This is a genomic window from Methylocystis echinoides, from assembly GCF_040687965.1.
In the GTDB taxonomy this organism is placed as follows: Bacteria; Pseudomonadota; Alphaproteobacteria; order Rhizobiales; family Beijerinckiaceae; genus Methylocystis; species Methylocystis echinoides_A.
Map to the genome: position 1 here is coordinate 3,377,991 of NZ_CP156084.1, position 17,989 is coordinate 3,395,979.

Here is a 17,989-nt window from a genome sequence, read left to right on the forward strand (position 1 = left end):
CGCATGATTAAACTCGCGACAGAGACCGACGCCGCCTTCGCTTCGCTTTTCGAGGAGATGAAGGCCAAAGGGGCGAGCGCCTTTCGCGAGGCGGCCTGGGAGAGCTTCTCCCGCATGGGGCTGCCGAACCGCCGCGTGGAGTCCTGGCATTACACCGATCTCAAAGCGGCGCTTGCAAAGCCCGCCCCCATTGCGCCCGGCGTCGGCGGCGCGCCGCCAATCGCGCGCACTCAGGACACGATCCGCCTCGTCACGCTCGACGGCGCCTTCCGTCCCGACCTTTCCGACCTCGCCGGGCTTCCGCAAGGCGTCAAGGCGCAACCGCTGCGAGACGCCTTGGCCCAGGGCGCGCCAGGCCTGATGGCGCTGATCGCCAGCGCCGACGTGCAGGCCGACGACGCCATGGTCGCGCTCAACGCGGCGCTGATGCAGGACGGCGTCGTCCTGCGCATTCCGGCCGGCGTAACGGTGGCGAAGCCGATCGAATTGACGAATCTGGTCTCGGGCGAGACGGCGCAATCGAGCTTCTCGCGTTCGCTCATCATCGTCGGCAAGGACGCCAAAGCGACCATCGTCGAGAGCGCCGGCGCGCTTGGCCCCGGGCCCGCGCAGGACAATCAGGCGCTGATCCTGCGCCTTGCGTTGGGGGCCACGGTCGATCTCGTCACGCATGCGACCGGAAAGAGCGACGCGCTCGTTCGGGTGATGAGCCTGATCGCCCATCTCGACGCGGGCGCGACGCTCGCCTCCTATGCGCTTCTCGAAGGCGCGGGCCTGTTGCGACGGCAGATTTTCGCGCGGCTCGACGGCGAGCAGGCGAAGGTCTCCCTCAACGGCGCGACGCTGGCGCGCGGGCGCCAGCATGTCGACACGACGCTCGTCGTCGATCACGCGCTGCCCCATGGCGCGAGCCGCGAGCGGTTTCGCTACATCCTCGACGAACAGGGAACGGGCGTCTTCCAGGGTAAGGTCGTCGTGCGGCCGCATGCGCAAAAGACCGACGGCGCCATGCAGTCGAAGGCGCTGCTCCTGACCGACGGCGCCACGATGAACAACAAGCCGGAGCTCGAAATCTTCGCCGACGACGTGCAGTGCGGCCATGGCGCGACCTGCGGCCGGCTCGACCGCGACCAGCTGTTCTATCTCATGGCGCGCGGCGTGCCCCGTCGCGAGGCGGAGTCGCTGTTGATCGAGGGCTTCGCCAATGAAGCCTTCTCCGGGCTCGAAAATCTCGCGCTGCTCGAATTCCTCTCGGCGCGCGTGTCGGCCTGGCTTGCCGGGAGATCGGCATGAACGAGAACGCGCCCTTCAAGGTCTATGACGTCGAGGCGATCCGCGCGGATTTCCCGATCCTCGCCGAGCGTCCCTACGGGAAGCCGCTGGCCTATCTCGACAACGCCGCCTCGGCGCAGAAGCCGCGCGCGGTGATCGAGCGGCTGACGCATTTCTACGAGCACGAATACGCCAACGTGCATCGCGGCCTGCATTATCTCGCCAACGCCGCGACCGAGGGCTATGAGGGCGCGCGCGAGACGGTGCGGCGCTTCCTCAACGCCGAGTCCACGGACGAAATCATCTTCACCCGAGGCGCGACGGAGGCGCTGAATCTCGTCGCGGCTTCCTACGGCCTGGCGCATATCGGCGAAGGCGACGAGATCATTCTCTCGCTGATGGAGCATCATTCCAACATCGTCCCCTGGCATTTCCTGCGCGAGCGCAAGGGCGCCGTGATCAAATGGATCGAACCGGACGACGACGGCGTGATCGATCTCGCCGCCTTCGAGAAGATGTTCACCGAGCGCACCAAGATCGTTTCGGTGACGCATATGTCCAATGTGTTGGCGACGCCGACGCCGATCGCCCAGATCGCCCGCATCGCCCATGCGCACGGCGTCCCTATCTGCGTGGACGGTTCGCAAGGGGCCGTGCATCTCGACGTCGACGTGCAGGCGCTCGACGTGGATTTTTATATCCTCACCGGCCACAAGCTCTACGGGCCGACGGGGATCGGCGCCCTTTACGGCAAGAGGAAATGGCTCGAGAATTTGCCTCCCTACGCTGGCGGCGGCGAGATGATCGAGACGGTCACCCGCGAGACGGTGACTTATAACGCGCCGCCGCACCGCTTCGAAGCTGGCACGCCGCCGATCGCGCAGGCGGTCGGACTCGCTGCGGCGCTCGACTATGTCGAGAAGATCGGCAAGAGCGCCATCCGCGCTCATGAGGCGCAGCTCACCGCTTATGCACAAAGCCGCCTCGGCGAGATCGACGGACTGCGCATTTTTGGCGCCGCGCCGGACAAGGGGCCGATCGTGGCCTTCGAGATGGCTTCCGCCCATGCCCATGATATTGCGACGATTATCGATCGATCCGGCGTCGCCGTGCGGGCCGGAACGCATTGCGCCATGCCGCTGTTGACGCATTACGGCGTCACGTCGACATGCCGCGCCTCCTTCGCGCTCTACAACACGCGCGAGGAGATCGACCGGTTGGCAGAGGCTTTGCTAAAAGCTCAAAAACTTTTCGCGTGAGGAGGTTCTCTTGCTGATGAGCGAAGCTCTCAACACCAGCGGGACGCAAAGCGCGGCGGAGACCAGCGACGCCGCCGAGGCCATGGAGAACGAGCGCCTGACCAATGACGTCATCAAGGCGCTCAAGACCGTGTACGATCCCGAAATCCCCGCCGACATTTATGAGCTCGGCCTGGTTTACCGCGTCGACATTTCGGAGGACGGCGTTGTCGAGATCGACATGACGCTGACGGCGCCGGGGTGTCCCGTCGCCGGCGAAATGCCCATATGGGTGAAGAACGCGGTGAGCGCCGTGCCGGGCGTCAGCGACGTCAAGGTCAACATGGTGTTCAATCCGCCATGGGACCAAAGCCGGATGTCGGACGAGGCGCGAGTGGCGCTCGACATGTGGTGAGAGGAGGGCGCCATGCAGCGCGTCCCGCAGACAAGGCCCAAAGTTCTGGAGACGGCGCTTTACGTCGACGATCTCGCCCGCGCCGGGCGCTTCTACGGCGAGGCGCTCGGGCTCGAGCCCATGACGCAGGACAGCCGCATGTGGGCGCTCGACTGCGGACCGGCGAGCGTGCTGCTGCTCTTCCGTCGCGGCGGAACGCTGGAGGCGGTGGAGCTTCCCGGCGGGCGCATCCCGCCACATGACGGGAGCGGGCCGCTGCATCTCGCCTTTTCGGTGGAGGCGGCGGATTTGCCCGGGTGGGAAGCGCGACTGGCCGAATGCGGCGTCGAGATAGAAGCGCGGATGAAATGGCCGCGCGGCGGCGAGAGCCTGTATTTCCGCGACCCAGACGGCCATCTGGTCGAACTGGCGACCCCAGGGCTCTGGGCGAATTATTGAGAGAAGGAAGAAAACTGAAATGGCCCTGCCAAAACTGGATGTCATGACAGTCAGTCCCGCCGCCGCCGAGCGCGTGCGCGGTCTTCTGGCCAACGCCGAACCGGGCGCCGGGCTGCGCATTTCAGTCGAAAAGGGCGGCTGCGCGGGGATGTCCTACAAGATGGACCTCGCCGAGCCGCAAAAGGGAGACGAAGTCATCGAATTCGAGGGAGGCCGCGTAATCGTCGACGGCGCTGCGGTGCTGTATTTGCTGGGCACGCGCATGGACGTGAAGACCACGCAATTTTCCTCTACCTTCGTCTTCGAAAATCCAAATCAGACGTCTGCCTGCGGCTGCGGGGAAAGCGTTGAGCTGAAAGCGGCTGACCCAGCCGCTCTGGGCGCCGCCTAGCGCCTCTCGCCGCAATCGTCGAAGGCGAGAACAGGGCGTTAACCCTGCCGCCGCGTTGTCGGCCGGGCGGTCGAGTAAATAGCATTTTTTTCAGTAACCAACGGCAAAGCTCCCGCCATGCGTTTATGCGTGGAGCCGCCAATGTCTTTCAGCAAACCGCCTGCCGTCGCGTCGAGCCTTGCTCTCCTCGCCGCTCTCGCCGCATTTGCGGCGGCGGGGCAGGCGCGGGAGGCCAACGACCTCGTTTTTGTCATGCCGCCGTTGAAGCCGCTGACCGGCGCCGCCGCGCCGATGAAAAAGCCGGCCCTGGCGAACAAAGGCGCGTCGCCCGCCGTCGAGGCGGGGCCGACGGTTCCGCCCGCGGCGGTTGCGGATCAGCCGACGTCCGCCGCTGCGAATCCGGCGGAGCCACAGCCGCCGCAGCCGCAGACTGTCGCGGCGGGAGGGTCGCACCCATCTGCGCCGTCGCCCGTCGCACTCGCCGCAAAGGGTCCCGAGGCGTCGACCAGCGGCCCCGCATCCGGCGACCTGCCGACTGTGGCGCTCAATGCTCGAATCGCCGTCCAGGAGCCGAATGCGCCGGCGCGCACGCTCAGTTTGTCGGCGGGGCTGCAAAGCGGCGACGCGCCGTCTCTGGTTCCGCTGCTCGACCCCGTCGCCGATGCGGCGCCTCCCGCCGCCGAACCTGCGCGCGAGACGGCCGCTGCGGCCGAACCGGCCGCCGAGTCGCCCGCCGATGCGCGTATCACTGCGATTCTCGCCGAGGGCCTCGTCGGCCCGGTTGAGGCGCGGATCGCCGACCGCGCGACGCTGTGGCTGCCGGCGGGCCGGATTTTCATCCCGCTGGACGCCGCCCGCAAGCTCGCGGCGGAGGTCGGCCTCGACTGGCGCGGCGGCATGCAGGGGATTGTCGCCCCGGCCAGCGGCGCGCTCGACTGGTTGGCCCCGGTCGAACTTCTCGATGATGGCCATATCGAGATTGGGGACCCCGGGTCGCTCGACCCGGAGAGGGCGCTCGCGGCCTTCAGAGAGAGCCTGCCGGCAGTAAACGCCAAACGCGCCGCCACAGGGCAGCCCGCCGTGACGCTCGAGGGCTGGCTCGAGCCGCCGGCCCTCGACGCGAAGCGCCGCCTTTCCGCCTGCGTGGCGGTCGCGGCCGAGGGGCCGAACGCGCCCAACCGGTTCTTCCATTGCGAGGCCTGGGCGTTGGGGCGCTCAGGGGCCATCAAGATCGGACTGGTCGAGGGGGCGGGGAAGGCGGAGCGTCTCAAGAACGAAATCAGGGCGTTGGCCGGCACGATCGTCTTCAATCACGGCAACAGCTACGACGATTTCGACGCTGCGGCCGATAAGGTCGCGCCGTATCGCGCCGCCGATCTGCTCATTCACGACGTCAGCGCCAGGACGCCCGAGCCGGCGGAGCCGGCGGCTGCGGCGAACGAGACGTCGTTCTTCGACCAGTTCGTCACGATCTATTTGCCGCTCATGGGCCTCGGGGCGCTGCTTCTCTATATGCGCGCGAAACGCTCGCGCCAAGGTCAACCCTCCGACCCCGCGACCGAACGCTCGCAAGAGGTCAAGAGCGCGCCTCCCTCGGCCGCGCCTGCGTCGCTTGTCGCCCGCCTGCTGCCGACGCTGCATGCGCGGCTTGCGCGCAGAATTGCGCGCCCGTCCGCCGCCACGCCAGCGCAGCAGGAAGACGCATCGACTGTCGCCGCCCTGGCGGCGGAAGTTTCCGGCCTGCAAACGCGGAGCCAGGGCGCGGCCGACGGCGCAAAGGAGCCGGTTTCCGTGCTTCGGAAATTCGCCCTCCGCATGCGCCGACCGCAAGAACCGCCGCCGCCCGCCGTTGACCCGGCGCGGGCCTTGCGGCGGCGACGAATGGGCGGGGCCGCGCCGGCGCTCGCTGAAGACTTCGATCTGAACGCTGTGATCCTCGACAGCAACGAGGGAGACGCGGCCGACGCGACGCCGCAGGGCGCCGGCGAAGCGGAGATGACGACGCCGTTCTCGTCGCAGGCGGCCCGCGACGCGGACGACTTCTCGACCACGTCTCGCGCGCCCGCGTCGCCGACGGTCGACCAGGAAGATTTCAGCCTGATCGAGCCGGGCGACGCCGCCGCCTCTGCGGCCATCGCCGCCGCCCGCGCCCGGCGGGCCATGGCGTAAATCAAGCCCATGGCGCTTCCGACGTGACGCCGCTGCGGAGGGGGGCCTCGCTCGGGAGGCTTTCCCTCGCTTTATCAGAGCGTTGCGCTTCAATCTGAGGCGGCGGCGAAGGAGGCGGGGCCGGCGGGAGGAACGGCCCCGGACCGCGCCCGCAAGAGTCCGTCTATCTCCCCACGAGCGGCGTCCCGAGAGAAAGCGCGGGCACAGATCGGCGCCCAAAGCTCCGCTTTGATTACCCTTTTCCTAACTTATTGCTTTTATTTGCTGTTCTTTCCTCTCAGAAACTGGCGCGGGCGCCGAGAATCGCCTATAGGATCGAGAGGCTGAAATTCACTCGGATTGGCGCGCCCTTGGCCGACGACGACACGAAAAAAGACGGTTCCGACAAGCCCGGTTCAGACATCAGGCCCGTATCCATCGCCGACGAGATGAAGCGCAGCTATCTCGATTACGCGATGAGCGTGATCGTGAGCCGCGCGTTGCCGGACGTGCGCGACGGCCTCAAGCCCGTGCATCGGCGCATTTTGTTCTCGATGCATGAAAACGGCATTACGCCGGACAAGCCCTATGTGAAGTCCGCGCGCGTCGTCGGCGACGTCATGGGTAAATATCACCCGCATGGCGACGCCGCGATCTATGACGCTTTGGTGCGCATGGCGCAGCCCTTTTCGATGCGGCTCATGCTCGTCGACGGGCAGGGCAATTTCGGCTCGGTCGACAACGATCCGCCGGCGGCCATGCGCTACACCGAGTCGCGTCTCGCCAAGCCCGCTCTCGCGCTGCTCGAGGACATCGACGAAGGCACGGTCGACTTCCAGCCCAATTATGACGGCAAGGAGCGTGAGCCGACGGTCCTGCCGGCGCGTTTCCCCAATCTTCTGGTCAACGGCGCGGGCGGCATCGCCGTCGGCATGGCGACGAATATCCCGCCGCATAACTTGGGCGAAGTCATCGACGCGGCGATCGCCTTGATCGACCGTCCCGACATGACGGTCGCGGAGCTCATGGAGATCGTGCCGGGGCCAGACTTCCCGACGGCGGCGACGATCCTCGGCCGCGGCGGCATCCGCAACGCCTACGCCACGGGCCGCGGCTCGATCATCATGCGCGCCAAGGCGGACATCGAAACGCTGCGCAAAGAGCGCGAAGCGATCATTTTCACGGAAATTCCTTATCAGGTGAACAAGGCGGCGCTCATCGAGCGCATTGCCGAGCTCGTCAAGGAAAAGAAGATCGAGGGCATCTCGGATCTGCGCGACGAGTCCGACCGCGACGGCATGCGCATCGTCGTCGAGTTGAAGCGCGAGGCGGTCGCCGACGTGGTCTTGAACCAGCTCTGGCGCCACACCGCGCTGCAGTCGAGCTTCGCGGTCAATATGATCGCGCTCAACGGCGGGCGCCCGGAGTTGCTCACGCTCACCGACGTGCTGCGCGCTTTCATCGACTTCCGCGAGACGGTCGTCACGCGCCGCACCAAGTTCCGCCTCGCCAAGGCGCGCGACAACGCGCATCTGCAGGTCGGCCTCGCCATTGCAGTGGCGAATATCGACGAAGTCATCCGCCTGATTCGCAATTCGCCCGACGCCGCGGCGGCGCGCGAAGCGCTGATGGCGCGCGACTGGCCGGCGAAGGACATGGCGCCGCTCGTCGAACTCATCGCCGATCCGCGCCACAAGCTTTCCCACGACGGCACGATCCGTCTCTCCGAGGCGCAGGCGCGCGCCATTCTCGACCTGCGCCTGCAGCGTCTCACGGCGCTCGGCCGCGAGGAGATCGCCGAGGCGTTGAACAAGCTCGCGGCGGAAATCGCGGAATATCTCGAGATTCTCGGCTCGCGCGAAAAGCTCTTCGGCATCGTCAAGGACGAGATGCTGGCGGTGAAGGAGGCGTACGCCACGCCCCGCCGCACGCAGATCATCGAAGCCGACGGCGAGGTCGAGGACGAGGACCTCATCGCCCGCGAGGACATGGTCGTGACCGTCTCGCACGCCGGCTACATCAAGCGGGTGCCGCTCTCGACCTATCGCGCGCAAAGGCGCGGCGGCAAGGGCCGCTCCGGGATGCAGACGAAGGAGGAGGATTTCGTCCATCGGCTGTTCGTCGCCAATACGCATACGCCGGTGCTGTTCTTCTCCTCGCTCGGCAAGGCCTATAAAGAGAAGGTGTGGCGCCTGCCGCTGGCGGCGCCGCAGGCGCGCGGCAAGGCGCTCGTCAATATGCTGCCGCTGGAGCAGAACGAGCGCATCACCACCATCATGCCGTTGCCCGAGGATGAAGAGAGCTGGTCGACGCTCGACGTCATCTTCGCCACGACCGGCGGCACGGTGCGGCGCAACAAGCTCTCCGATTTCGTCGACGTGCGCCGCAACGGCCTCATCGCCATGAAGCTCGACGCGGGCGAGGCGATCGTCGACGTGGCCACGGCGACCGAGGCCGACGACATTCTGCTGACGACGCGCGACGGCCAGTGCATTCGTTTCGCCGTTCCCGAGGTGCGCGTCTTCCAGGGCCGCACCTCGATGGGCGTGCGCGGCGTGTCGCTCGGCGCCGGCGACAAGGTGATCTCGCTCTCCATCCTGAAACATTTCGAGGCGAACGGCGACGAGCGCGGCGCTTATTTGAAGAAAGCCAGCGCCCTGCGTCGCCGCATGGGCGAGGACGTCGCGCCGGAGACGGGGGCCGACACGGAAGACGCCGGGACGTCCGTCGAACTCTCGGAGGCGCGCTTCTACGAGATGCAGGCGGCCGAGCAGATCATTCTGACGGTTTCGGAAAACGGCTTTGGCAAACGAACGTCGTCGTACGAATACCGCATCACGGGACGCGGCGGCAAAGGCATCGTCGCCATGGCGGTCAACGCCCGCAACGGCAAGCTCGTCGCGTCATTCCCGGTGGAGCAGGGCGACGAGATCATGCTCGTCACCGACGGCGGCCAGCTGATCCGCTGTTCGGTCGACGGCATCCGCATCGCCGGCCGCGGCACGCAGGGCGTGATCGTCTTCAATACGGCCGAGGACGAGCGCGTGGTGTCGGTCGAGCATATCGGGGATGTGGGCGAAGCGGAGGACGAGGGGGACGAGGCTGAGTGATTTCGCCCCGCAGTGGGGAGTGGGCCAAGGCGTGAGTCACAGACCTCTCAACCCATTGGCCGACCCAGTTTGCCAGACCACTCGCATTGTCATCCAAGAGCGTAGAGGCCCCAGCCCCTCACCCTGCCCTCTCCCCGCTTGCGGGGAGAGGGCAGGGTGAGGGGCCAGGGGGTGAGTTACAGATTTTCAGAGCATCAAAAGGATCGTCTCACACACCCCATCGGAAAACGAAGAATTCGGTAGCCCAGGGCTTCGATGAACGCGCTCCTTCGTGCGTCTCTTTGTAGCTCTTCGTCGGTCGAATGGGTGGCGCCGTCGATCTCGACGACTAATCCTTGCTCCCTGCAAAGAAAATCGGCGAAGAACGGCCCAATGGGCGCTTGCCGGACAAATTTGAACCCGCCCAGCCGGCGCCCGCGCAATTTGTTCCAGAGGCGCTCTTCGGCGGGCGTCTGGGCGCGCCTGAGTTCACGTGCGCGCGTTCTTTCATGAAGTCGCAGGCCGCGCATACAATCCTCCAGAAGATGCAAAGAGGCCCCAGGCCCCTCACCCCAACCCTCTCCCCGCAAGCGGGGAGAGGGGGTAGGGGGTGATTTCACCCCCTCGTCACACACTCGAACGCCCCTTGCAGAATTTCTCCATCCGCCGTAAAGGCACGCCCGCGCGCGGGTAGTGGACCCGCCTCACTGGAACGGGACCATGGCCAAGGAAAAATTCTCACGCACGAAGCCGCACTGCAACATCGGGACGATCGGCCACGTCGATCATGGCAAGACGTCCTTGACGGCGGCGATCACCAAGGTTCTGGCGGAGACGGGCGGCGCGACGTTTACGGCCTATGACCAGATCGACAAGGCTCCGGAAGAGAAGGCGCGCGGCATCACGATTTCGACGGCGCACGTCGAATATGAGACGCAGAACCGCCACTACGCCCACGTCGACTGCCCCGGCCACGCCGACTATGTGAAGAACATGATCACCGGCGCGGCGCAGATGGACGGCGCGATCCTCGTCGTCTCCGCCGCCGACGGCCCGATGCCGCAGACCCGCGAGCACATTCTCCTCGCCCGTCAGGTCGGCGTGCCGGCGCTGGTGGTGTTTTTGAACAAGGTCGACATGGTCGACGATCCGGAGCTTCTCGAGCTCGTCGAGCTCGAAGTGCGGGAGCTGCTGTCCAAGTATGAGTTCCCCGGCGACGACATTCCGATCGTCAAGGGATCGGCGCTGGCGGCGCTCGAGGGCAAGACCCCCGAGATCGGCCATGACGCGATCCTGAAGCTGATGCAGGAAGTCGACCGTTACATCCCGCAGCCGGAGCGTCCGAAGGATCAGCCGTTCCTGATGCCGGTTGAAGACGTGTTCTCGATTTCGGGCCGCGGCACGGTGGTGACGGGCCGCATCGAGCGCGGCGTGGTCAAGGTCGGCGAGGAAGTCGAGATCGTCGGCATTCGTCCGACGACGAAGACGACGGTGACGGGCGTCGAGATGTTCCGCAAGCTGCTCGATCAGGGCGAGGCGGGCGACAACGTCGGCTGCCTGCTGCGCGGCACGAAGCGCGAGGACGTGGAGCGCGGCCAGGTGCTGTGCAAGCCGGGTTCGGTGAAGCCGCACACCAAGTTCAAGGCCGAGGCCTACATTCTGACGAAGGAAGAGGGCGGCCGCCACACGCCGTTCTTCACCAACTATCGTCCGCAGTTCTACTTCCGCACGACGGACGTGACCGGCATCGTGACGCTCCCCGAGGGCGTCGAGATGGTGATGCCGGGCGACAACGTCACGATGGAAGTGAGCCTGATCGTGCCGATCGCCATGGAGGAGAAGCTGCGCTTCGCCATCCGCGAAGGCGGCCGCACGGTCGGCGCGGGCGTCGTCGCGAGCATCATCGAGTAAGGACGCCAATCCGAGAAAAGCGCGGTTCGCCGCGCTTTTCTCTTTATCGACAAGGCTGCGCTGCGGCCAGATAAGTTATACGCGTAAAATCACCAGCAGTTGCCGACCGTGACCCCTGGCGCGAGGCGCAGCGCGTCGCAGAGGCTTCGGGCCTGAATATCGTCCATCATCTGGCGCGTAATGACCGTCGCGGACCCCGGGTAATCGCGCAGCGGGATCTTGGTCCCGCCAGGGCCGGTGAGGTCATTCGAGAAATAGCCGACATCCCGCCCGGTCCTGGTCGCCGCGCGCCGCCTTTCGCCGGCGACCCCGGCGTCGCCAAGTGACGATAGAACGCTCGCGGCGGCGAGCGTCAAAATGATCTTGCGCATGCGTTCTCCTCGGGGCGCGCTTCTCATCATATAGGAAGCAGCGACGCCAAGGCGTGGTCGTCCGGGAAGGCGATCGGCGGCGAGAAGGCCGTGGGCCATTCCTTCGGCGTCACGCGAGAGCGCGTGACGCCGAGGTGAAAACAAGACGGTCGCGACGCAACAGGGCGCGGCGGTCCCATTCACACCCAAAAGGCAAAGGTCAGGTCGGAGGGGTCATCGTCTCAGGCTGCGATCTCGCCGCCAAGCGCCGTCCAGGCGTCGTCGTCTTGCGAGTCGCCGGCGGGGTCGGAGAATTGCGCGGCTTCGAGCGCGGCGGCGACGGCGGAAACGCCAATCTCGCGATAGAGCCGCGCGAGGAGATCATGGGGATGGCCGCCGGCTTGCGGTTCGTTCAACTCGACTGGGATTGCTTCCGACATTACGGACCTCTACGCGGACGCTGCTACAGCAAAATGCACCTTCTCAAATTCGCCACATTTGCTTAACGGCGCGCTAACGCGCTGGTTGTTTTTCAGGAGGCGGCGCGACACGTTGCATTTCTCCTGTGGTTTGGCGAAAAATGCGCCGACTGCCGCGTCGCGGCGAATGAGCGAGGCCGTTAACGTCCATGCGTCGCACCCTTCCGCCGGAGCCATGGTCGCGCGCCGCCCTATGGAGCCAAAGCGTCGCCGTTTTCGCGGCGACCGTGGCCATCCTCTCGGTGCTGCTGGTGCGGCTGAACGTGATCGGGCCGGTCTCCGCGCTCGCCTCGCTCGGCGCCGCGGTGGCCTTGGCCCTCGTCGCGCTGCTGCTCGTCGGCGCGGCCTCGGTCAGCATCTGGAACACCGGGCGGCGCGGGACGGGGGCGGCCTTCGGCGGGGCCTTCATCGCGCTGGCCACGGTCGCTTATCCCGCCTATCTCGCCTTCGAGGCGGTGCGTCTGCCGGTGCTCTCGGACATTTCCACCGATATCTCGAACCCGCCTTATTTCTCTCTGTCCAAAGACGCCTATGCGGCGCGGGGCGGCTTCCAGCCCAAGGGGCTGCCCGGGAAAGCGCGCGAGGCGCAGCGTCCCGCCTATCCCGACGTCGAGCCCATCGTTGTCGATCTCGACGCGGACGAAGCCTTCGCGCTGGTCCTCAAGACCGCGAAAGCCATCGGCTGGAAGGTCGTGGACCAGCGCGCGCCGGGCGGCCGGACGGGCGAAGGACATGCAGATTTCGTCGACAAGACGCTGGTCATGGGCCTCGATGAGGATGTGACCGTTCGCCTGAAGCCGCTGCCGGGACAGACCCGCATCGATCTGCGCGCCGCCTCCCGCTACGGGCGTCACGATTTCGGAGCCAACGCCAAGCGCATCATGGCTTTCGCCGAAGAGCTGCAGACGCAGCTCGACGCCAAATAAGCCGCAGCCTCAGGTAGCCGGCGGGCGGGGGCGCTCGTCTTTGAACGGCGACTCTGGTATTGTTCCGCTCGTTCTCCACATAACGGTTGGGAGGCCGAGAACAGCCGATGGCGACTGCAGGCGACGGCGCGAACGCCGCTCAATCCGTTGCACCCTTCACCCGAGAGGAAGAGCTGCGCGCCCTGCGCGACATGCTGCTGATCCGGCGATTCGAGGAGAAGGCCGGGCAGCTCTATGGCATGGGCGTCATCGCCGGCTTCTGTCACCTCTACATCGGCCAGGAGGCCGTGGTCGTCGGCGCCAAAATGGCGGCGCGCGACGGGGATGAATTCACCACGAGCTACCGCGACCACGGCCACATGCTCGCGAGCGGCATGGACGCCAAGGGCGTGATGGCCGAACTCGCGGGCAAGCGCGGGGGCTATTCCAAGGGCAAGGGCGGCTCGATGCACATGTTCTCGCGGGAGAAGAGCTTCTTCGGCGGGCACGGAATCGTCGGCGCGCCGGCGCCGATCGGCGCGGGCGTCGCTTTCGCCAATCTCTATCGCGGCGACGGCCGGGTGTCGCTGACCTTCTTCGGCGAGGGCGCGGCCAACCAGGGCCAGGTCTACGAGACCTTCAACATCGCGGCGCTGTGGAAGCTGCCGGTGCTCTTCATCGTCGAAAACAATCGATACGCCATGGGCACCTCGCTGACCCGCGCCGCGGCGCAGACGGATTTCGCCATGCGCGGCGCCGCGTTCGGCATCCCGGGCCGGCAGGTGGACGGGATGGACGTGCGGGTCGTGCGCGCGGCGGCGGCCGAGGCGCTCGACTGGTGCCGCTCGGGCAAGGGTCCCTATCTGCTCGAGGTGCAGACCTATCGCTACCGCGGCCACTCCATGTCGGACCCGGCCAAATATCGCTCCAAGGAAGAAGTGCAGAAGATGCGCGAGGAGCACGATCCGATCGAACAGGTGCGCCTGCGTCTGCTCGCCGACGGGGTCAGCGAGGACGAATTGAAGAAGATCGACGCGAATGTTCGCAAGATCGTCGCGGAAGCCGCGGATTTTGCCATGAGCGACAAGGAGCCGGATCCGTCCGAGCTTTATACGGACGTGCTGGCGTGACTTTTTTGAGGGCAGGCGAGGGACCGGGAACGGCCCCGGGCGATTGCGGAGAAGGTTTGTCGATGTTCGACACGATGATGCGGTTCATCCCTCCTCGTTGCGGGAAGGGATTGATTGACCCCAACCCGCGCCGTCAATGTCCCCAACGGCGCGATGCGGTGACCAAATGACCGTCAATGTCCTCATGCCCGCCCTGTCGCCCACCATGGAGCAGGGCAAGCTCGCCAAATGGCTGAAAAGCGAAGGCGATGAAGTCAAGGCCGGCGACGTCATCGCCGAGATCGAGACCGATAAGGCGACCATGGAGGTCGAGGCGGTCGACGAGGGCGTGCTGGCGCGCATCCTCGTCCCCGGCGGCACCGAGAATGTCGCCGTCAATACGCCGATTGCGGTGATCGCCGGCGAGGGCGAGGACGCTTCGGCCGTCGCCGCGCCCCCGGAAGCCAAGCCGCCAACGCCGCCGAGCGCGCCGCAGGACGAGGCGGGCGAAGCGAATGAAGCCCGCATCGAGGCGGCGAAAGAGGCCGCCGCGCCCGCGCCGAAGCCGGTCAGCGTCGCCGCGCCGCCGACCGTCAGCGCGGCGCCGGAAGTGCCGGCTGGCACGACCATGATTCCGATGACCATGCGCGAAGCGCTACGCGACGCCATGGCCGAGGAAATGCGCCGCGACCCCAATGTCTTCATCATGGGCGAGGAGGTCGGGGAGTATCAGGGCGCCTATAAAGTCACGCAGGGGCTGTTGCAGGAATTTGGCCCGATGCGCGTGCGCGACACGCCGATCACCGAATATGGCTTCACCGGCATCGGCGTCGGCGCGGCTTTCGCGGGTCTGCGCCCGATCGTCGAATTCATGACCTTCAATTTCTCGATGCAGGCCATCGACCACGTCGTCAATTCGGCGGCGAAGACGCTCTACATGTCGGGCGGGCAGATCAACAGCGCCATCGTCTTCCGCGGACCGAATGGCGCGGCGGCGCGCGTCGGCGCCCAGCACAGCCAGGATTATTCGGCCTGGTATGCGCAGGTGCCGGGGCTCATCGTCATCGCGCCGTCGAACGCCAGCGACGCCAAGGGCCTGCTCAAGGCGGCGATCCGCGACAACAATCCGGTCGTCTTCCTCGAGAATGAAATTCTCTACGGCAAGACGTCCGAAGTGCCGGCGCTCGAGGACTTCGTGCTCCCGATCGGCAAGGCGCGCATTGCGCGGCCGGGAACAGACGTGACTCTGGTCTCTTTCTCGATCGGCATGACCTATGCGCTCGCCGCCGCCGATGAGCTTGCGAAGGAAGGGATCGAGGCGGAGGTCATCGATCTGCGAACGCTGCGCCCGATGGACAGCGCAACGATCGTCGAGTCCGTGAAGAAGACCGGCCGCTGCGTCGCCATCGAGGAGGGCTGGTCGCAATGCGGCGTTTCGGCCGAGATCGCGACGCGCGTGCAGCAGGAGGCGTTCGACTATCTCGACGCGCCGGTCCTGCGCGTGACCGGCAAGGACGTGCCCATGCCTTACGCGGCCAATCTCGAAAAGCTCGCGCTGCCGAGCGTCGCCGACGTGGTCGCGGCCGCCAAGGCCGTTCTCTACAGGGACTAAACCCATGGCGCTCGTGACTCCCGACAGCGGCGCGCCGCGCATCTTCGCCTCGCCGCTCGCGCGGCGCTTGGCGAAGGAGGCAGGGCTGGACCTCTCCGCGGTTACGGGCTCCGGCCCGCATGGCCGCGTCATCGAGCGCGACGTGAAAGGCGCGCTCGCCGGCGGCGGCGCCCGCAAGCCCGCGCCGGCGGCCGAAGCGCGGCCGGTTGCGCTTGCGGAGGGGCCGTCAGCCGCGACGACCCGCAAATTCTACGAGCCGGGGTCCTTCGACGAAGTTCCGCACGATTCGATGCGCAAGGCGATCGCCCGGCGCTTAACGGAATCGATCCAGAGCGTTCCGCATTTCTATCTCGACGTCGACTGCGAGATCGACGCGCTGCTGAAGGTCCGCGAGGACTTCAACGCCGCCGCGCCGAAGCGCGCGGACGGGGCGCCCGAGTGGAAGACCTCCGTCAACGATTACGTCGTGAAGGCGCTGGCGCTCGCGCTCCAGCGCGTGCCAGAAGCGAATGTCACTTACACGCCCGAGTCGATGCTGAAGCACAAAGCCTCCGACATCGGGGTCGCGGTCGCCATCCCCGGCGGGCTCATTACGCCCATCATCCGCAACGCGCAGGCGAAGACCGTTCGCGAAATTTCCGAAGAGGTGAAGGAGCTCGCCGCCCGAGCGCGCGAGCGCAAGCTCAAGCCGCAGGAGTATGAAGGCGGCGTTTCAGCCGTCTCCAATCTGGGCATGTATGGGATCAAGAACTTTTCAGCGGTGATCAACCCGCCGCAGTCGACGATCCTCGCAGTTGGCAAGGGCGAGCCGCGCATGGTCGTGAAGAACGGCGCGCCGGTGGCGGCGAATATCATGAGCGTGACGCTCTCCTGCGACCATCGCGCGGTGGACGGCGCGCTCGGCGCCGAGCTGCTGGCGGCTTTCAAGCAACTCATCGAGCAGCCGATGGGGCTCTTCGCATGAAACGCGAGTCGTCGGTCACATGCCCGCGCTGCGGCCAAGCCGAGGTGCTGGCCATGCCGATGGACGCCTGCGTCGTCGTCTATGATTGCCCGGCCTGCGGGATGCGCCTGACCCCAAAACCTGGCGACTGCTGCGTCTTTTGCTCCTATGGCGACGCTCCATGCCCGCCGGTGCAGGCGCAGGGCTGCGGTTGCGCCAATCCGCTTTAATTACGCGTGGACGCGGGCGGGATTTAGCGGCATATCCTTGTCTAGAATTACTCTAAACAGCCAAGGAGCGGCCTGTGGCGACGGAAGCTGACATTCTCAAAGCCCTCGAAAATCTCTACGGCCCCGGCGGCGTGTCGCTGGCCAAGACGGTGAGCGGCGTCAATCTCTCCGGCGCCAAGGCTTTCGTCTCTTTGTCCGGCGACCCGGCCAAGCCGGAGGGCTGGGAGGCCGCGCGCGTCAACGCCGAGAAGGCCATCAGGGCGCTGCCCGGCGTCGAAGCCGCCATCGTGACGCTCACCGCCGAGCGCGCGGCCGGGGCCGCCGGGCATGACCATCATGGCCATTCCCACGCCGCGCCGCCGCCGCCGCAGCGCCGCGGCATGTCGCCGACGCTCGACAAGATCCGCTACATCGTCGTCGTGGCGTCGGGGAAGGGCGGCGTCGGGAAATCCACGACCTCGGCCAATCTGGCGCTGGGTCTCGCGGCGCAGGGCTGGCGCGTCGGGTTGCTCGACGCCGACATTTACGGCCCCTCGGCGCCGCGGCTCTTCGGCTTGCACGAAAAGCCGAAGGTCGAGGGCGGCAAGCTCGCGCCGCTCGAGGCCTATGGGATCAAGATCATGTCCATGGGCTTCCTCGTCGACGAGGACACGCCCATGGTCTGGCGCGGGCCGATGGTCGCGCAGGCTCTGACGCAACTGCTCGGCGAAGTCGCCTGGGGCGACCTCGACGCGCTGGTCGTCGACATGCCCCCCGGCACCGGCGACGTGCAGCTCACCATGGCGCAGCAGACACCGATCGCCGGCGCCGTGATCGTCTCGACGCCGCAGGACCTTGCGCTCATCGACGCGCGCCGCGCCGTCGCGATGTTCCAGAAGGTCGAGGCGCCCATTCTCGGAATCATCGAGAATATGAGCTATTTCCTCTGCCCCCATTGCGGCGGCCGCTCGGAAATCTTCTCCCATGGCGGCGCGCGTCACGACGCGGAAAAGCTCGGCGTGCCCTTCCTCGGCGAGGCGCCGCTCGACATGAAGATCCGCGAGACGTCGGATGCCGGAAAGCCCGTCGTCGGCGCCGAGCCCAACAGCCCGCAGGCGGCGGTCTATCTCAATCTCGCCGCCAAGGTGAAGACGCTGCTGGAGACGACCAAGCATCGCGCCGCGCCCAATATCGTCGTGGGGTGAACCACTTCGTCATTATGGGGCGAGGCGCCTCGTCCTTCGAGACGCGCGCTTCGCGCGCTCCTCAGGATGAGGCCTAAGTGATTGATGCAAGAGCCTCTGACGCCCTTTTGGACGCGCGCTTCGCGCGCTCCTCAGGATGAGGCCTAAGTGATTGATGCAAGAGCCCCTCATGCTGAGGAGCCGCCGAAGGCGGCGTCTCGAAGCATGAGGAGCCGCCGAAGGCGGCGTCTCGAAGCATGAGGAGCCGCCGAAGGCGGCGTCTCGAAGCACGAGGG

At 66.2% G+C, this 17,989-nt stretch carries 17 protein-coding genes; 14 read left to right on the forward strand and 3 right to left on the reverse strand.

All coding sequences use genetic code 11. The features are described from left to right. Positions 1-3 precede the first annotated feature (3 nt). From sufD to gyrA, 7 genes are all read left to right on the forward strand, one after another. Positions 4-1,293 carry a Fe-S cluster assembly protein SufD gene (sufD, locus tag RVU70_RS16550; protein WP_363348242.1) on the forward strand — a complete coding sequence of 430 codons (1,290 nt, stop codon included), beginning with the start codon at positions 4-6 and terminating at the stop codon, positions 1,291-1,293. Further along, positions 1,290-2,531 (forward strand): cysteine desulfurase, encoded by a 1,242-nt coding sequence (locus tag RVU70_RS16555; protein WP_363348244.1) that lies wholly within the window; start codon positions 1,290-1,292, stop codon positions 2,529-2,531. Before sufD ends, RVU70_RS16555 begins: the two co-directional genes overlap by 4 nt. 82 nt (positions 2,532-2,613) lie before the next feature. Then, positions 2,614-2,925 carry an SUF system Fe-S cluster assembly protein gene (locus RVU70_RS16560; protein ID WP_363351381.1) on the forward strand — a complete coding sequence of 104 codons (312 nt, stop codon included), beginning with the start codon at positions 2,614-2,616 and terminating at the stop codon, positions 2,923-2,925. A 12-nt stretch (positions 2,926-2,937) separates the two neighbouring features. Next, positions 2,938-3,363: a VOC family protein gene (locus RVU70_RS16565; RefSeq protein WP_363348246.1), complete on the forward strand. Its 426-nt coding sequence runs from the start codon at positions 2,938-2,940 to the stop codon at positions 3,361-3,363. A 19-nt stretch (positions 3,364-3,382) separates the two neighbouring features. After that, positions 3,383-3,754: an iron-sulfur cluster assembly accessory protein gene (locus RVU70_RS16570; protein ID WP_363348248.1), complete on the forward strand. Its 372-nt coding sequence runs from the start codon at positions 3,383-3,385 to the stop codon at positions 3,752-3,754. A gap of 141 nt (positions 3,755-3,895) precedes the next feature. Beyond that, on the forward strand, positions 3,896-5,923 hold the full coding sequence (locus tag RVU70_RS16575; RefSeq protein ID WP_363348250.1) for a DUF2167 domain-containing protein: 2,028 nt from the start codon (positions 3,896-3,898) through the stop codon (positions 5,921-5,923). 350 nt (positions 5,924-6,273) lie between these two features. Beyond that, positions 6,274-9,012, forward strand: a complete 2,739-nt coding sequence (gene gyrA, locus RVU70_RS16580) for a DNA gyrase subunit A (protein ID WP_363348252.1) — start codon at positions 6,274-6,276, stop codon at positions 9,010-9,012. Between the two features lie 194 nt (positions 9,013-9,206). Here the strand turns inward: gyrA and RVU70_RS16585 are convergent, their stop codons facing one another. Beyond that, positions 9,207-9,521, reverse strand: coding sequence for an endonuclease domain-containing protein (locus RVU70_RS16585; RefSeq protein ID WP_363348254.1), 315 nt, complete (start codon positions 9,519-9,521; stop codon positions 9,207-9,209). A 190-nt stretch (positions 9,522-9,711) separates the two neighbouring features. On the opposite strand from RVU70_RS16585, the gene tuf reads away from it, so the two are divergent. Beyond that, complete coding sequence (gene tuf / locus RVU70_RS16590; RefSeq protein ID WP_363348256.1) at positions 9,712-10,902, forward strand: elongation factor Tu; 1,191 nt, start codon at positions 9,712-9,714, stop codon at positions 10,900-10,902. A gap of 89 nt (positions 10,903-10,991) precedes the next feature. On the opposite strand, the gene RVU70_RS16595 is transcribed toward tuf, so the two are convergent. Both RVU70_RS16595 and RVU70_RS16600 read right to left on the reverse strand, forming a co-directional pair. Then, positions 10,992-11,273, reverse strand: coding sequence for a TonB-dependent receptor plug domain-containing protein (locus tag RVU70_RS16595; protein ID WP_363348258.1), 282 nt, complete (start codon positions 11,271-11,273; stop codon positions 10,992-10,994). A gap of 221 nt (positions 11,274-11,494) precedes the next feature. Next, complete coding sequence (locus tag RVU70_RS16600; protein ID WP_363348260.1) at positions 11,495-11,692, reverse strand: hypothetical protein; 198 nt, start codon at positions 11,690-11,692, stop codon at positions 11,495-11,497. Positions 11,693-11,880: 188 nt separating this feature from the next. Here RVU70_RS16600 and RVU70_RS16605 point away from each other — a divergent pair, with 188 nt between their 5' ends. From RVU70_RS16605 to RVU70_RS16630, 6 genes are all read left to right on the forward strand, one after another. After that, positions 11,881-12,657 (forward strand): DUF1499 domain-containing protein, encoded by a 777-nt coding sequence (locus RVU70_RS16605; RefSeq protein ID WP_363348262.1) that lies wholly within the window; start codon positions 11,881-11,883, stop codon positions 12,655-12,657. A gap of 107 nt (positions 12,658-12,764) precedes the next feature. Next, a complete protein-coding gene (gene pdhA / locus RVU70_RS16610) occupies positions 12,765-13,766 on the forward strand; it encodes a pyruvate dehydrogenase (acetyl-transferring) E1 component subunit alpha (RefSeq protein ID WP_363348264.1) in 1,002 nt (333 codons plus the stop codon). 166 nt (positions 13,767-13,932) lie between these two features. Then, positions 13,933-15,357 carry a pyruvate dehydrogenase complex E1 component subunit beta gene (locus RVU70_RS16615; RefSeq protein WP_363348266.1) on the forward strand — a complete coding sequence of 475 codons (1,425 nt, stop codon included), beginning with the start codon at positions 13,933-13,935 and terminating at the stop codon, positions 15,355-15,357. Positions 15,358-15,361: 4 nt separating this feature from the next. Beyond that, positions 15,362-16,321, forward strand: a complete 960-nt coding sequence (locus RVU70_RS16620; RefSeq protein ID WP_363348268.1) for a 2-oxo acid dehydrogenase subunit E2 — start codon at positions 15,362-15,364, stop codon at positions 16,319-16,321. Then, on the forward strand, positions 16,318-16,530 hold the full coding sequence (locus RVU70_RS16625) for a GDCCVxC domain-containing (seleno)protein (RefSeq protein ID WP_363348270.1): 213 nt from the start codon (positions 16,318-16,320) through the stop codon (positions 16,528-16,530). The genes RVU70_RS16620 and RVU70_RS16625 overlap by 4 nt, the downstream gene beginning before the upstream one ends. A 74-nt stretch (positions 16,531-16,604) precedes the next feature. Continuing rightward, a complete protein-coding gene (locus RVU70_RS16630; RefSeq protein ID WP_363348272.1) occupies positions 16,605-17,714 on the forward strand; it encodes an Mrp/NBP35 family ATP-binding protein in 1,110 nt (369 codons plus the stop codon). Positions 17,715-17,989: the final 275 nt, after the last annotated feature.